This window comes from Leclercia sp. UBA7405 (assembly GCF_037152215.1).
GTDB lineage: Bacteria > Pseudomonadota > Gammaproteobacteria > Enterobacterales > Enterobacteriaceae > Enterobacter > Enterobacter pneumoniae.
Genome location: NZ_JBBCMR010000001.1, coordinates 560,231 through 576,047 on the forward strand (window position 1 = coordinate 560,231; position 15,817 = coordinate 576,047).

Consider the following 15,817-nt stretch of genomic DNA (forward strand, 5'->3'; position numbering starts at 1 on the left):
TGAACTATGGCTGAAGATCAAAAGTCCCCTGCTGACGAGCAGGAAAAAAACAATAATGAGCGTAAGCGTCCGGGTAAAAAACCGTTAATTATCCTCGGCATTGTCGTGGTGGTGATGGTTATCGTGGCGCTGGTGTGGTGGTTTTTAACCCGTAACGAAGAGACAACCGACGACGCCTTTACCGACGGCGACGTGGTGACCATTGCGCCGAAGACGGCAGGCTACGTCACCGAACTGCGCGTGCGCGATAACCAGCGCGTGAAAAAGGGCGATCTGCTGGTGGTGATCGACCCGAGAGACACCACCGCCCAGCGCGATCAGGCGCAGGCCCAGCTTGGCCTGGCAACCGCACAGCTGCATCAGGCCCAGGCGCAGCTGGCGCTCTCAAAGGTGCAATACCCCGCGCAGCGTGATGAAGCGAAAGCCCAGGTGCTAAAAGCTCAGGCGGATCTCGCGAATGCGCAGGCGGAGTATCGTCGTCAGCGCGGGGTCGATCCGCGTGCGACCACCCAACAAAGTATCGATTCCGCTAATGCCCAGCTGCGTAGCGCGCAGGCTGGCCTGGCCAGCGCGCAGGCGCAGCTTGAGGTGGCGGAGCAGGTTCAGCTGCAGATTCGCCAGCAGGAGACCAACGTCGAAGCGCGTGAACGTCAGGTTGACCAGGCGAAAGCGCAGCTCGAAACCGCCAATCTCAATCTTTCGTACACCGAGGTGCGCGCCCCGTTCGACGGCTTTGTCACCAAACGTAACGTTCAGCCCGGCACGCTGGTGCAGGCGGGAACGGCGCTGTTCTCGCTGGTCTCACCGAACGTCTGGGTGGTGGCTAACTTCAAAGAGTCTCAGCTTGAAAGGATGAAGCCGGGCGATAAGGTACAGGTCTCCGTGGATGCCTGGCCTGACATGGAGCTTGAAGGCCATATCGACAGTATCCAGCAGGGCAGCGGCTCGCGTTTCTCCGCCTTCCCGTCAGAAAACGCCACCGGCAACTTTGTTAAAATCGTGCAGCGCGTGCCAGTGAAAATTGTGATTGATAAGGGGCTGGATCCGAACAAACCGCTGCCGCTGGGGCTGTCGGTTGAACCGAAGGTCACAGTGGAATGACGGATCAGAGTCACGATAACTGGAAGCCCGCCAGTAACCCCTGGGCGGTGGCGATTGTCGTCACCCTGGCGGTGTTTATGGAGATCCTCGACACCACCATTGTCAACGTGGCGCTGCCGCACGTGGCCGGGTCGCTCTCGGCCAGCTATGACGAATCCACCTGGGTGTTAACCAGTTACCTGGTGGCAAACGGTATTGTCCTGCCCATCTCCGCCTTTCTGAGCCGGCTGTTTGGCCGCAAGCAGTTTTTCTTAATCTGCATTGTGATGTTCACCATCTGCTCATTCCTCTGCGGCATTGCCACCGAGCTGTGGCAGATCATCCTGTTCCGCATCATGCAGGGCTTCTTTGGCGGCGGCCTGCAGCCTACCCAGCAGTCGGTGCTGCTTGACTACTTCAAGCCTGAGGACAGGGGCAAAGCCTTTGGCCTCTCGTCCATCGCCATTATCGTCGCCCCGGTTCTCGGGCCGACGCTGGGCGGCTGGATCACCGACAACTACTCGTGGCGCTGGGTCTTTTTCATCAACATACCGGTCGGGATCGTCACGGTGCTGGCGATCTACCAGCTGTTGGAAGATCCACCCTGGGAGAGCAAATCCAAAGAGAAACTCTCTGTCGACTGGACGGGGATCGGCCTGATCGCGCTCGGGCTGGGCTGCCTGCAGGTGATGCTCGACCGGGGTGAGGACGACGACTGGTTCTATTCAAACGTGATCCGCACCTTCGCGGTGCTGACGCTTATCGGCATCATCGGTGCCATTTACTGGCTGATGTATGCCAAAAAGCCGGTGGTCGACCTGCACTGCATGAAGGACAAAAACTTTGCCGTCTCCAGCCTGCTGATGGCGGGGATGGCAATGATCCTCTACGGCAGCTCGGTGGTTATTCCGCAGCTGGCCCAGCAGGATCTTGGCTATACCGCCACCTGGTCGGGCATGGTGCTATCGCCTGGGGCAATATTGATCGTATTGACCATACCGCTGGTGCTGAAGCTGATGCCGGTGGTGCAGACGCGCTGGATCATCGCCTTCGGCTTTACCTGTCTGGCGGTGTCGTTCTTCTGGTCCCGCACGCTGACCCCGGATATCGATTTCGAAACCCTGGTACTGTTCCGCAGCGCCCAGTCGATTGGACTCGGGTTCCTGTTTGTACCGCTCACGACCATTGCCTTTATCTCGATTCCGCGGCAGCTCAACGCCGATGCGGCGGCGCTGTTTACCATGTTCCGCAACGTCGCAGGCTCGATAGGCATTTCGCTGTCGACGGCGGCGATCACCGAGCGTTCCCAGGCGCACAGCGCACATCTGGCCTATCACGCCACGCCGTTCAACGAGCAGTTCCAGCTGGCGATACGCGAAAGTGCTCAGGCGATCCAGAATTTCACTACCCAGGTCGGCGACCCGACCGGCATCGCCACCGGGCGGATGTACCAGACCATGATCGAGCAGTCGCGCTTTTTGGCCTACATCGACGTCTTCACCCTTCTGAGCGTGGTGGCCTTTTTACTGATCCCGTTTTGTTTGTTGCTCTCGCCGGTTAAGAGCGAGGGGAGTGCAGGAGCACACTGATGATACACAGACGTTTACACCCTCTGATGATAATGCTGTTGCTCGCAGGCTGCGCCGTGGGGCCGGACTACCAACAGCCCGCACCGCCTGCGGTCACCCACTGGAACGACAAGGGGGATGGCGAGGTAAATTCGAAAACCGTTTCGGCCGCCACCAACCCACGCTGGTGGAAAACCTTCAACTCGCCGCAGCTCGATAGCCTGATTGAACGCGCCATCGCCGGAAACCTCTCCCTGCAGCAGACAGTGTTGCGCATTGCCGGAGCGCGGGAACAGATCAACCAGGCGGGCGGGGCGTTTTATCCGTCGGTAAACGGCAGTTTACAAGCAACGCGCCAGCAGCTCGGGCTGGAAGGAGAGCTGAAATCGCACGGGGTATACGACCAGCTTGATAATGTCGACCCGCAGCTGCGGGGCGCGTTAGGCCCGCTGACCCAGCCGATCAACCTTTACCAGGGCAGCTTTGACGCCCAGTGGGAAATCGACCTGTGGGGCAAGGTTCGCCGTCAGGTTGAAGCCGCCGAAGCGCAGCAGCAGGCGGCGATTGAGCAGCGTAATGACGCGCTGGTGTCGCTGGAGGCGGAAGTGGCGCGGGCGTGGCTGCAGCTGCGCGGCGCACAGAGCATTATCGCCACCCTCAATACCCAGATTGAGAGTGCCCGGCAGACGCTGGATCTCACCGATAACCGCCAGCGCGGCGGGTTGTCACCCCAGATGGACGTGGAAAATGCCCGCGCGCAGCTCGGTACGCTTGAAGCGCAGCTTCCGCAATATCAGGCGCAGGCGCGACAGGCGATGAATGGCCTGGCGATCCTCCTCGGCAAACCGCCGGGGGCGCTGGACGCGGAGCTGCAGTCCGCCCAGCCGATGCCCGCCTTGCCGGACATTGTGCAGACGGGGATCCCGTCCACGCTGGCACGTCGCCGCCCGGACGTACGCGAGGCGGAGGCCAATCTCCACGCCGCCACGGCGCAGATCGGCGTTTCGGTGGCGCAGCTGTTCCCGAGCTTTACCCTCTCCGGTCAGTTTGGTCTGCGCAACAGCGAAACCAACTGGCTCACCGACTGGAGCAGCCACTTCTACAGCTTTGGCCCGCAGGTCTCCATTCCCATCTTCCAGGGTGGGCGGCTGGTCTCCAGCGTGAAGGTGGCGCGCGCGCAGCAGGGCGCTGCGGTGCTGGACTACCGCCAGACGGTGCTAACGGCGCTCGGCGACGTGGAAAATGCGCTGGTGAGCTACCGTACCGATCAACAGCGTGAGGCAGGGCTGGCGAAAACCATCGATGCACTGCAAAACGCCTTTGATCTGGCAAGCGACAGCTACCGGCAGGGGATTGCCACCTTTATCGACGTGCTGGATGCCCAGCGACAGCTGGCGCAGGCCGAGCAACAGCGCGCGCAGGCGCAGGTGCAGAGCGCCCTTGACCTGGTCGCGTTGTACAAGGCGCTGGGCGGTGGCTGGGAGCCGTATCAGCAGGTGCAAATGCCAGACTACCCCGTCTTTGGCGATGCACCTCGCGGATAAGATGGCGAGAATTGGGCAAGAAACGGACAGGAACCGCACATTCGCGGTCGGCGTGCACCGGGTATAACTATGGGGTACTCAACAAACAAGGAGTCTCAAATGCGATATCAAAAACTCGGTAATACCGGCCTGTTCGTCTCTGAACTCTGCCTCGGTACCATGACCTTCGGCGGCGAAGGCGGCATGTGGGGCAAGATTGGCCAGCTCCAGCAGAGCGACGCGGAGCAGCTGGTAGGCCGCGCACTGGATGCCGGTATCAACTTTATCGACACCGCTAACGTCTACTCGGAAGGGCGTTCGGAGGAGATCACCGGCCAGGCGTTGAAAAACCTGAAGGTGCCGCGGGAAAACGTGGTGGTGGCGACCAAAGTCTTTGGCGAAACCGGCACGGGCGGGGTGAACTCACGCGGTAGCTCGCGTTACCACATCATCAGCAGCGTAAAAGAGAGTCTACGCCGGCTGCAGCTCGATCATATCGATCTCTATCAGTTGCACGGTTTTGATCCCGCCACCCCCATTGAAGAGACTCTTTATGCGCTGGATAACCTGGTGCAGCACGGCCATGTTCGTTATATCGGGGTCTCTAACTGGGCGGCCTGGCAGATCATGAAGGCGCTGGGTATCTCCGAGCGGTTGGGTCTGGCGCGGTTCGCCTCTCTGCAGGCTTACTACACCATCGCCGGGCGCGATCTGGAGCGCGAACTGGTGCCGATGATGCAAAGCGAAGGGGTAGGCTTGATGGTCTGGAGCCCGCTGGCGGGCGGCCTGCTCAGCGGGAAATACGATCGCAACGGACAGAGCGAATCCGGCGGCCGTCGTCTGGAATTTGACTTCCCGCCGGTGGAAAAAGCGCGTGCCTTCGATTGCGTCGACGTGATGCGCACTATCGCAGAGAGCAAAGGGGTCTCGGTGGCGCAGATTGCGCTGGCGTGGTTGCTGCATCAGCCGGTGGTCAGCAGCGTGATCGTGGGGGCGAAGCGGGTGGATCAACTGGATGACAACATTGCCGCCACCGAAATCCGCCTGAGCGAAGACGAGCTAAAACAGCTTGATGCCGTTAGCGTCTTGCCGCGGGAGTACCCCGGCTGGATGCTGGAGCGCCAGGGAGAATATCGTCGGAATCAACTCGAACAGCAGTAATTTTCCACTCCCTTTCAGGGCCGGAGCCGCAGCGCGGATCCGGCCTTTTTTATTCCACACGCCTCACAAAAAACGATCCCGATCTTTGCCTGCTTTATCCGCTTTGGCTATATGACTAGTCATGAAATTTAAATGACTAGTCATATAGGGAGTGCGCATGAAAGCATCTTTGCCAGCCAATTTTTTATGGGGCAACTCGGTCTCCAGCATGCAGACCGAAGGGGCGTGGAACGAGGGTGGGAAGGGGATGTCGGTCTACGATATTCGCGAGGCGGGAGAGAATACCTCAGACTGGAAAGTCGCCACCGACTCGTATCATCGCTACGCGGAAGACTTCGACCTGATGCAGGATCTGGGCATGAACTGCTATCGCTTCCAGATCGCCTGGAGCCGCGTCTGCCCGCAGGGTGACGGTGATTTCAACGACGAGGGGATCGCCTTTTACGATCGCTTTATCAACGATCTGATCGCCCGCGGCATTGAGCCGATGGTCTGTCTCTACCATTTCGATATGCCGCTGGCGCTGGCCCAGGAGTACAACGGATTTACTGATCGCCGGGTGATGGAGGCCTTTATCCGTTATGGCAAGAAGATGATCGACTGCTTCGGCGATCGGGTGAAATACTGGCTGACCTTCAACGAGCAGAACATCTTCCATATGCCCGAGGCGTTTCGCATTTCCGGCTATATGAAAGGCGAGAAAACTCTGCGCGAGCTGTACGCACTCCAGCATCACACCATGGTGGCGCATATGACGCTGACCGAGTACCTGCATCAGTCCCGGCCAGGTCAGCTAATGGGCGGTATGCTGGCGCACCAGCTGATCTATCCCGCCACCTGTAAACCGCGCGATATCTTTTGCGCGCAACAGTATGACGAATTCCTGAACCAGAACCTGCTGCGCGTCTTTGCCGGTCAGGGCTACAGCCCGGCGGTGATGGCGGTGGTGGCGCAGGAAGGTTTTGAAGATATCTACCGGGCCGAGGATCTGGCCCTGCTGGCACGTACCAAAAATGACTATATGGCGTTCAGCTATTACGCCAGTAAGACCCTGGATAGTGATGCGATCCCGGAAGAGACGCCGGTTAACTATTACTTGCTGCACGGCGAGAAAAACAACCCCTATCTGAAGGCGACAGAGTGGAACTGGCAGATCGATCCGCTGGGCTTTCGCACCATTATCACCCGCTACTACAACGACTGGCGGCTGCCGGTCTTCCCGATTGAAAACGGCATCGGCGTGATTGAGTCGTGGGACGGCGTAAATCCGATTGAGGATGACTACCGTATCGACTACCACCGGGAGCATATCGAGGCGATGAAGGCGGCGATGTTTGAAGATGGTGCCGAGGTGATCGGCTATCTCGGCTGGGGCTTAATCGACATTCTGAGTTCGCAGGGGGACATGCGTAAACGCTACGGCGTGGTGTACGTCAACCGCGAAAACCATGACCTGAAAGACCTGAAGCGCGTGCCGAAAAAAAGCTACGCGTGGCTCAAACAGGTTATCCATAGCAACGGGCGCGAGATGTAAGCCGTACGCTGCCGGGCCGTTTTTGTGACTGATTAAGGGAACTATCCGTATGTCTGATACAAAAATTACACCTGCGATGCAGTCCTTTGTCGACAGATTTGTGGAGTTCTCGGCGCGCCTGGCCAATCAGGTGCACCTGCGCTCTCTGCGTGATGCGTTTGCCACGGTGATGCCGATCTTTATCCTCGCCGGGCTGGCGGTGCTGATCAATAACGTGGTCTTCCCGTGGATTTTCACCGGGGAGACGCTGGCCCACTATCAGGTCTGGGGCGAGGCGATTATTAACGGTACGCTGAATATCGCGGCGCTCCTGCTGGCCCCGATCATTGCCTGGTCGCTGGCGCGTAACAAAAATTTCGACAATCCGGTCTCGGCAGTGGTCATCGCCGTCAGCAGCTTTATCATAATGATGCCGATGCGGCTGCAGATCGTCCCCGTCGGCAGCGACACCGCGGTGAGCGTTACGCAGATTCTTACCTTCGCCAATATTGGCTCGACGGGCATTTTCGCCGGGGTGCTGATTGGGCTAATCTCGGCGGAGATCTTTATCGCCATCTCCCGGCTAAAAGCGCTGCACATTTCGCTGGGGGATAATGTCCCTCCGGCGGTGAGCAAATCCTTTACCGCGCTCATCCCCACCATCATTACGCTCTCGCTGTTCGCGGTGCTTGCGGCCTTGCTGGCAAACGTGCTGCACACCGATTTGATTCACCTGATCACCACTTTTATCCAGCAGCCGCTGCGGCTGATCAACACCAGCCTGCCGGGTACGCTCTTTATCTACAGCTTTGGCAACTTCCTGTTTACGCTTGGCATTCATCAGTCAGTGGTTAACAGTGTGATTCTGGAACCCTTCCTGTTGATCAATACCAACGAGAATATGCTGGCCTTCGCCAATGGCCAGCCCATCCCGCATATCATCAACAGTATCTTTGTCCCCACCTTCGGCATGGTGGGGGGGACCGGTAGCACCATCTCACTGCTGATCGCCATCTTTATCTTCTCGCGTCAGCAGTCGGCGAAACAGGTGGCTCGCCTGTCGCTGGCGCCGGGGCTGTTTAACATTAATGAACCGGTGATATTCGGCCTGCCCATTGTCTTTAACCTGCCGCTGATGATCCCCTTCGTGCTTCTTCCGGCGCTGGGGATCTGGTTTGCCTGGCTCTGCACCACATTGGGATTTATGTCGCGCTGTGTTGTCATGATCCCCTGGACCACGCCACCCATACTCAGCGCCTGGCTGGCCACGGCCGGCGACTGGCGGGCGGTAGTGGTACAGTTGGCAATCATCGTATTTGGTGTATTCTTCTACCTGCCTTTCCTCAAGGTTGCCGAGCGAGTGGCATTGAAAAACAGTGAGATAGCGAACTAAACATAAGGAAACGGCGATGGCGGCGAAGTACATCACCATAGCGCGGGAAATTAAAAAACGCATTATTAGTCAGCAGTATGCCGCCAACGAACCGCTGCCCGACCAGTTTGCGCTGGCCGCGGAGTTCAGCTCCAGCCGCATGACCATCCAGCAGGCGATGCGTCAGCTTATTGTCGAAGGGCTGGTCTATACCCGGCAGGGGCAAGGCACTTTTATCCGCAAGAATTTTCTACAGCTATCTCAGTGGGATCTCTCCGGCAGCGACTACTTTGGCGCCACCAAAACCTGGGAGCATCTTGGTACGGTCTCCAGTCAGGTCGTCCATTTCGAACTGCGCTTTCCCAACGAAAAAGAGCAGGCCTCACTGATGATAAACGCCGATGCCCCGGTGTATGACTTTATCCGCCTGCGCCTGCTTAACGGCGAGCCGATGTCGCTGGATGCTACCGTCATGCCGCTCAACCTGGTGCCGGGGCTGAACAAAAGCCATCTCGAAAGCTCGGTGTTCCGCTACGTGCAGGAGACGCTGGGGCTAAAAATCATGGGGTCATATCGGGTCGTCAGAGCCCTGAAACCCAGCGCGCTGGATATGCAGCATCTGGTCTGCGAGCCGTCCGATCCGGTGCTGGAGGTGGAGCAGGTGATCTATCTGGAGGATGGAACGCCGCTGGAGTACGCCCACTGTCACTACCGGTACGACCACGGCGGGATTGTTATTGTGAATAACGGATAAAAAAAGCGGGCCCCGGGCCCGCTTTTTTATGTCGCTGGTTTATCAGTTCAGGCGAACTGGCATACCGGAGCGGTTCTGAATAGCCTGGTCAACAACGGAGGCATCTACGTCAGCCTGGCTGGTAATCGCCTGCACGTTGCTCTTCAGGGTGATCGGCACGGTAACGTTGTTATCGATCTGATCTTCGCTGGTAGAGAGCGGGTTATGCACTTCCAGATAACGGCTGCCATCTGGCTCGGTGGTCGCTTTCACAGGTTCGTTGATGAACTGTACGCGGGTACCGACCGGCACGTTTTCGAACAGGAATTTGATATCGTCATTACGCAGACGCACACAGCCGTGGCTCACGCGCAGGCCGATACCAAAGTTGGCGTTGGTGCCGTGAATAGCATAAAGGCGGCCAATGTAGAGCGCGTACAGACCCATCGGGTTATCCGGGCCAGCCGGAACAACAGCCGGCAGCGGCTCGCCAGCGGCAATATATTCCGCGTGCATCTTGGCGGTTGGCGTCCAGGTTGGGCCCGCTTTCTTACGCTCAACTTTGGTGGTCCAGTTCATCGGGGTGTCTTTACCCAGCTGGCCGATACCGATTGGCAGAACGATGACGGTATTGGTCCCTTTCGGATAGTAGTAGAGACGCATTTCAGCACTGTTGATGATGATACCTTCATGCACGGTATCGGGCAGGATCAGCTGCTGAGGAATATTCAGCACAGTACCGCCTTTCGGCAGGTACGGATCGACGCCAGGGTTAGCTTCCATCATGTTGGAGAGACCCAACTGATATTCAGCAGCAAAATATTCCAGCGGCTGCGTGTTACCTTCTTCGATGGTCACAACCTGATTCTGACCGACCAGACGGCTACCGTCAGTGGGCAGAGGATAGGTGACAGCAGAAGCGGTCTTGCAAAACCCTACGACGGCAAACGCCGCTGCTAATAGCGATGTTAATTTCATATTCATGTTATGCGAGGTATCTGTGCCACTGTGGCATGTAGTTAAAAGGGCTGAATGGTATAGGGAGCGCATTATATGTCCATTACCCCATTCAGGGAATTCAGATGTGTACGAAATCACATTTTTTTCGACATTGTTAAAGTTTAGCGTCTCGTCGCAACATCGGGATCTCAATTCGGAATTGTGGCATAATGCCGCGTTTATCACACTTTTCGCAGGAATCTCCCCGTGTTAGTTACCAGCAACGTCACTATGCAGTTTGGCAGTAAGCCGCTGTTCGAAAATATTTCCGTCAAATTTGGCGGCGGCAACCGTTACGGCCTGATTGGTGCCAACGGTAGCGGCAAATCCACCTTCATGAAGATCCTCGGCAGCGATTTAGAGCCGACGCTGGGCAATGTCTCAATGGACCCCAACGAGCGCATCGGTAAGCTGCGTCAGGATCAGTTCGCCTTTGAAGAGTTCACCGTGCTCGACACCGTGATCATGGGACACGGAGAGCTGTGGGAAGTGAAGCAGGAGCGTGACCGTATCTACGCCCTGGCCGAAATGAGCGAAGAAGATGGCTACAAAGTGGCCGATCTGGAGACGCAGTACGGCGAAATGGACGGTTACTCCGCCGAAGCGCGCGCGGGCGAATTGCTGCTCGGCGTGGGCATTCCGGTAGAACAGCACTACGGCCCGATGAGCGAAGTCGCGCCAGGCTGGAAACTGCGTGTGCTGCTGGCACAGGCGCTTTTCTCTAACCCTGACATTCTGCTGCTCGATGAACCGACGAACAACCTGGACATCGATACCATCCGCTGGCTGGAGCAGACGCTGAACGACCGCGACAGCACCATGATCATTATTTCGCACGACCGTCACTTCCTGAATATGGTCTGTACGCACATGGCGGATCTGGACTACGGCGAACTGCGCGTTTACCCGGGCAACTACGACGAGTATATGACGGCCGCAACCCAGGCGCGTGAACGTCTGCTGGCAGACAACGCCAAGAAGAAAGCGCAGATTGCGGACCTGCAGTCCTTCGTTAGCCGCTTCAGCGCCAACGCCTCTAAATCGCGTCAGGCAACCTCGCGCGCTCGTCAGATCGACAAAATAAAGCTCGACGAAGTCAAAGCGTCAAGCCGTCAGAACCCGTTCATCCGCTTCGAACAGGACAAGAAACTGTTCCGTAACGCGCTGGAAGTGGAAGCCCTGGCTAAAGGCTTTGAAAACGGTCCGCTGTTTAAAAACTTTAACCTGCTGCTGGAAGTGGGCGAGAAAATTGCCATTCTGGGTGCCAACGGCGTGGGTAAATCTACCCTGTTGAAAACGCTGGTGGGCGAACTGCAGCCGGACAACGGTACCGTGAAGTGGTCCGAAAACGCGCAGATCGGTTACTACGCTCAGGACCACGAGTACGAGTTCGAAAATGACCTGACCGTCTTCGACTGGATGAGCCAGTGGAAGCAAGAAGGCGATGACGAGCAGGCGGTACGCAGCATTCTGGGGCGTCTGCTGTTCAGCCAGGACGACATTAAAAAGCCTGCCAAAGTGCTCTCCGGTGGTGAAAAAGGGCGCATGCTGTTCGGTAAGCTGATGATGGAAAAACCAAATATCCTGGTGATGGATGAACCTACCAACCACCTGGATATGGAATCTATCGAATCGCTGAACATGGCGCTGGAAATGTATCAGGGCACCCTGATCTTCGTCTCTCACGACCGTGAGTTCGTCAGCTCGCTGGCGACCCGCGTGATCGAGATTACGCCAGAGCGCGTGGTGGACTTCACCGGTAACTACGAAGATTACCTGCGCAGCAAAGGTATTGACGGCTAATTTCCCGTCGTCTTCCACGCTGCAGATGCGTTGGCTGCACCTGCTCACCCCGGTCACTTATTTATGTAAGTTTCCGGGGATCCACAGGTTTACCGCCTTCCTGCAGCGCGAAATACTCAGGGAAGGTGTCGTGCTTTTATTCCCTCTCCCTGTGGGAGAGGAGTAGGGTGAGGACATCAGACCGCACTACGACGTTACCTCTCTCTTCCCTCTCCCTGTGGGAGAGGGTTAGGGTGAAGGGCAACAAGCCGCACTACACCTCCCACTCACCCCCTTCAACACCGTTCACCCGCAGCTTGCGTGTTTCCCCTGCCGGTAATGACACCTTCAGCACCTTCCACGCCGGGCGATAATCCCCCCGCGCGTTCACCTTCAGATTAATGCTCGCCCCGTCGCAGACCATCTCCCACTCCACCCACAGCGCATTGCCCTGCTGATAACCCCAGCTCTCGCCGTCGTCCTCAAACAGCAGGCCAGACGTGGTACCCACGCCTTTTAGCGGGAACAGCTTCAGCTCGCGAGCATCGTCTTTTTCAGCATTCACGTGCGTGATGCGCTCGCTCAGCGGCAACGCGGCCCCGGCACGCACCAGCAGCGGCAGCTTCTCCAGCGGCGCGTCGCGCACAATCCACTGGCCGCCAGCAAACCACTCGTGGGTATAAAAATCGTACCAGCCGGCTTCGTTATCCGGCAGCCAGAGGCGGCGCGCACGCTGCCCGGCTTCGACCACGCTTGCCACCAGCAGATCGCGGCCCAGCAGGAAGTCGTCGCACTCTTCAAAGGTCTGCGCATCATGCTCATGATCGAGGAAAGTAGGACGCAGCATCGGCTCGTCGTCAGCGTGAGCCTGCCAGAGCAGCGTATAGAGATAGGGCAGCAGGCGATAGCGCAGCTCAATCGCGCTGCGAATGGCCGGCGTCACGCCGGGATACATCCACGGCTCGTTAACGGTCTGGTCATCATTCCATGAATGGATGGTAAACCGCGGATGCATCACGCCGTTCTGTACCCAGCGCACAAACAGCTCGGCATCCGGCTTATCGCCAGAAAAACCGCCGACGTCATGCCCGACGTTAAAGAGCCCGGAGAGGCTCATCCCCAGCCCCATACGAATGTTATAGCGCAGGGTCTCCCAGTTGGTGCGGTTATCACCGCTCCAGGTCTGGACGTAGCGCTGCATCCCCGCGCAGCCGGAGCGGGAGATCAGGTACGGGCGTTTTTCCGGGGCGAAGCGCTGCTGCGCCTCCAGCGAGGCGCGCATCATCAGCAGCGGCATCACCGGGCGAATATGCTTGATGGCGATCGGCTGGCCGAAGCCATAGCAGCGCGCTTCGCCGTCCCAGACTTCATACTCGTTGTTATCGTTCCAGGTGGAGTCGATCCCCATCTCCAGCAACTGCGTGGTCACGCCTTCCTGCCACCACTGCACCGTCTGCGGATTGGTAAAGTCGAGGTGCGAGCCTTCGTCATCCCAGAAGCTGGAACGTTCTGGCGCATTGGTTTCTGAATCACGAATGAACAGGCCTCTTTCTGCCACCTCGTTATAGCGCGGGTGATCCTGTAGCAGGCACGGCTTGATGTTGGCCGCCAGTTTTAACCCGGCGTCGTGGAACGCCTGAGTCATCACCTTCGGCTGCGGCACTTTGTCATGGTTCCAGTTGAAGACGTAGCGCTTGCCGTTGATCGAGGTATAGCCGGACGAGAGCTGGAAGGAGTCGCACGGAATCGCGTGTTCTTCGCACAGGCGAATAAAGTGCATCAGCTGATTCTGCGCGTCCGGCGCGTCGGTATAGTGCATGGTCGATCCGCTGTAACCCAGGCTCCATTTCGGACCGAACAACGTCTTCCCGGTGAGGCGCACAAAGGCTTTGGTGACATCCAGCACCCGTTTCCCGGTAAACATGTAGTAATCGATGTCACCCGCTTCTGCCTGCCAGCGGCGGTAGGCGGTGTGGTAGTTATCAATTTCGTTGCCCAGATCCAGCCAGCAGCTGCTCAGGTTGTCGTAAAACAGGCCATAGCTCACGTCATCCCGGCGGGTGAGGGTGAACGGAATGTGTTTGTACAGTGGATCGGTGCTGGCGGCGTTGTAGCCCATCGCGTCGAGGTTACGCATCTCGTAGCGTTTACCGTTGCGCTGCAGATCGCCGGCTTTCTCGCCCAGGCCGTAAAAACGCTCATCCTTGCGGCGGCTCAGGTAGTGTGCCACGCCGTCGCCGTGGGCATTCAGCAGGTAGGCGCTGGTCGGGCGGTCATTCACCAGCGGCTGCCACTCGCCCGCGTCATCGCAATAGTGCCACTCCAGCCACAGCGGCTGGTGGACCGTCACACGCAGCTGCTGGGTAGCAACCGTCAGCATGTCGCCCTGCTGCGTCAGCTGCCAGGCCGGGCAGGAGAAGCCGCTCAGATCGTCACGATGGCGTCCTTCCCAGGGCACATCTTGCTCCGGGGCGATACTCCAGGTGCGGTCCAGCGCCAGTTCGCCTTTGCGCTTAATCAGCACGCGGAACAGGTTCTCTTCCAGCACATACAGACACAGACGGTGCTGATTATCGACCAGCAGCTCAATATGGTTCGCCGACTCTGTTGCGACGGTCCAGTTTTTCAGGGTTTTCATATGCAATAGATCCACTATCAGGCGCGCTTGGCGCGACGTTCAGCAATAAATGCTACCAGGAAAACAGCGCCAATCAGGTCAAAGAAGCCCATGGCAATAAAGAGGGGGTTGAAGCCGATTTTGTCGGCGGTCACACCAATCAACAAAGAGAAGAAGAAGCTGGCGATCCATGCCGCCGAGCCGCGCATCCCGTTGACCGTCGCCATCTGGCCTTTATCAAACGACTCCACGACCAGCGCACTCAGCATGCAGGAGATGATCTGATGCCCGAAGCCGCCGATAGAGATCAGCACGATGGTGATATAGGGATCGCGGGTGATAGCCACCACGGCCAGCGAGATCATCAGAAATGCGCCGGTAACCGAGCTTGCCACCACGGAGTTGACGCGGGTGCAACCGAACAGACGGGTGTAGAGGCGGGTCAGGTAGCCGCTTGCCACGCTGCCAAGGTCAGCGGCGAGGAACGGCAGCCAGGCAAACATCGCTATCTGCTTCAGGTCCATGCCGTGCTCTTTAGCGAGGTAGAGCGGCACCCAGAAGCTCAGCACGGCCCAGGCCGGTTCCGCCATAAAGGCCGGGATGGCGATACCGTAGAAGCGTTTGTTCTTTGAGACGGTTTTCAGCGCAGTCAGGAAGGGCAGCTTCACCGCAGGTGGTTCGTTGTCCTGCTTAATAAACGCCAGCTCATCCTTGCTCAGGTTCGGGTGCTGCTCCGGATTGTGATAAAACGCCCACCAGAGGATCACCCACAACAGCGCCAGCACGCCGGTAAACATAAACGCCCCCTGCCAGCCAAAGGAGGCGTGGGCGAAGTAGATGATAGGCGGAGCCAGCATGGCGCCAATCGAGAAGCCCACCCCCGCCCAGCCGGCGGCCACAGGACGTTCTGATTTTGGGAACCATTCGCCGATAGTTTTGGCGTTGGCTGGCGTCGCGGCTGCTTCCGAGGCACCCATAAAAAAGCGCAGGATCGCCAGGTGCAGCCAGCTACCGGCACCCGCATGGAAGATACACATCAGCGCCCAGATACCGGCGCAGACCATAAAGCCAATCTTCAGGCCAATCACGTCAATCAGCCAGCCGCACAAAGGCTGGAAAATGGTGTAGGCGATCTGGAAGGCACCCACGATCCAGGAGTATTGCTCGGTAGTGATCCCCAGGCTCTCTTTTAGCTCCGGAGCGAGAATGCCTAACGAGTTACGGGTGATGTAGTTGACGGTGACGCCCATTAAGAACAGTACCAGTACATACCAGCGCAGGTTCTTAATCACGCGACGGGTTTTGCTTGTCGCTACGGTGTTATTGATGTCCTGACTCATTTTACTCTCCACAAGACGGACGGTAGGGGATATAGGTTCAGGTGTCACACGGCGCTTTATGATGTTGATTGTTATCCGTTTACCAGTGCAAAGTTGCTATACAACTAGTATGGAAGTTGTGTGACAAGT

The 15,817-nt window shown here is 57.7% G+C and carries 11 protein-coding genes; 8 read left to right on the forward strand and 3 right to left on the reverse strand.

Annotation, left to right across the window (positions count from 1 at the left end):
* Positions 1–6: 6 nt before the first annotated feature.
* The 7 genes from WFN75_RS02745 to WFN75_RS02775 all read left to right on the forward strand — a co-directional run bounded on the left by WFN75_RS02745 (position 7) and on the right by WFN75_RS02775 (position 8,971).
* A complete protein-coding gene (locus WFN75_RS02745; RefSeq protein ID WP_336995582.1) occupies positions 7–1,101 on the forward strand; it encodes an HlyD family secretion protein in 1,095 nt (364 codons plus the stop codon).
* Positions 1,098–2,669 carry a DHA2 family efflux MFS transporter permease subunit gene (locus tag WFN75_RS02750; RefSeq protein ID WP_286933152.1) on the forward strand — a complete coding sequence of 524 codons (1,572 nt, stop codon included), beginning with the start codon at positions 1,098–1,100 and terminating at the stop codon, positions 2,667–2,669. Before WFN75_RS02745 ends, WFN75_RS02750 begins: the two co-directional genes overlap by 4 nt.
* On the forward strand, positions 2,669–4,192 hold the full coding sequence (locus tag WFN75_RS02755) for an efflux transporter outer membrane subunit (RefSeq protein WP_233801309.1): 1,524 nt from the start codon (positions 2,669–2,671) through the stop codon (positions 4,190–4,192). The genes WFN75_RS02750 and WFN75_RS02755 overlap by 1 nt, the downstream gene beginning before the upstream one ends.
* 99 nt (positions 4,193–4,291) lie before the next feature.
* Positions 4,292–5,332 (forward strand): aldo/keto reductase, encoded by a 1,041-nt coding sequence (locus tag WFN75_RS02760; RefSeq protein WP_336995583.1) that lies wholly within the window; start codon positions 4,292–4,294, stop codon positions 5,330–5,332.
* A 157-nt stretch (positions 5,333–5,489) separates the two neighbouring features.
* The gene (locus tag WFN75_RS02765; RefSeq protein WP_336995584.1) at positions 5,490–6,866 is read left to right on the forward strand and encodes a glycoside hydrolase family 1 protein; all 1,377 of its coding nucleotides are present in this window, start codon (positions 5,490–5,492) and stop codon (positions 6,864–6,866) included.
* 49 nt (positions 6,867–6,915) lie between these two features.
* Positions 6,916–8,238, forward strand: a complete 1,323-nt coding sequence (locus WFN75_RS02770; protein WP_288821362.1) for a PTS sugar transporter subunit IIC — start codon at positions 6,916–6,918, stop codon at positions 8,236–8,238.
* A 16-nt stretch (positions 8,239–8,254) separates the two neighbouring features.
* On the forward strand, positions 8,255–8,971 hold the full coding sequence (locus WFN75_RS02775; protein ID WP_046886912.1) for a GntR family transcriptional regulator: 717 nt from the start codon (positions 8,255–8,257) through the stop codon (positions 8,969–8,971).
* A 42-nt stretch (positions 8,972–9,013) separates the two neighbouring features.
* On the opposite strand, the gene ldtB is transcribed toward WFN75_RS02775, so the two are convergent.
* Entirely contained in the window at positions 9,014–9,934 is a 921-nt protein-coding gene (gene ldtB, locus WFN75_RS02780) for a L,D-transpeptidase (RefSeq protein ID WP_040076439.1), read from the reverse strand.
* Positions 9,935–10,156: 222 nt separating this feature from the next.
* Here ldtB and WFN75_RS02785 point away from each other — a divergent pair, with 222 nt between their 5' ends.
* Positions 10,157–11,752: an ABC-F family ATPase gene (locus WFN75_RS02785; RefSeq protein WP_040076438.1), complete on the forward strand. Its 1,596-nt coding sequence runs from the start codon at positions 10,157–10,159 to the stop codon at positions 11,750–11,752.
* Between the two features lie 253 nt (positions 11,753–12,005).
* On the opposite strand, the gene WFN75_RS02790 is transcribed toward WFN75_RS02785, so the two are convergent.
* Both WFN75_RS02790 and WFN75_RS02795 read right to left on the reverse strand, forming a co-directional pair.
* A complete protein-coding gene (locus tag WFN75_RS02790) occupies positions 12,006–14,369 on the reverse strand; it encodes a glycoside hydrolase family 31 protein (RefSeq protein WP_336995585.1) in 2,364 nt (787 codons plus the stop codon).
* 17 nt (positions 14,370–14,386) lie between these two features.
* Positions 14,387–15,688, reverse strand: coding sequence for an MFS transporter (locus tag WFN75_RS02795; protein WP_046886910.1), 1,302 nt, complete (start codon positions 15,686–15,688; stop codon positions 14,387–14,389).
* Between the last annotated feature and the right edge of the window lie 129 nt (positions 15,689–15,817).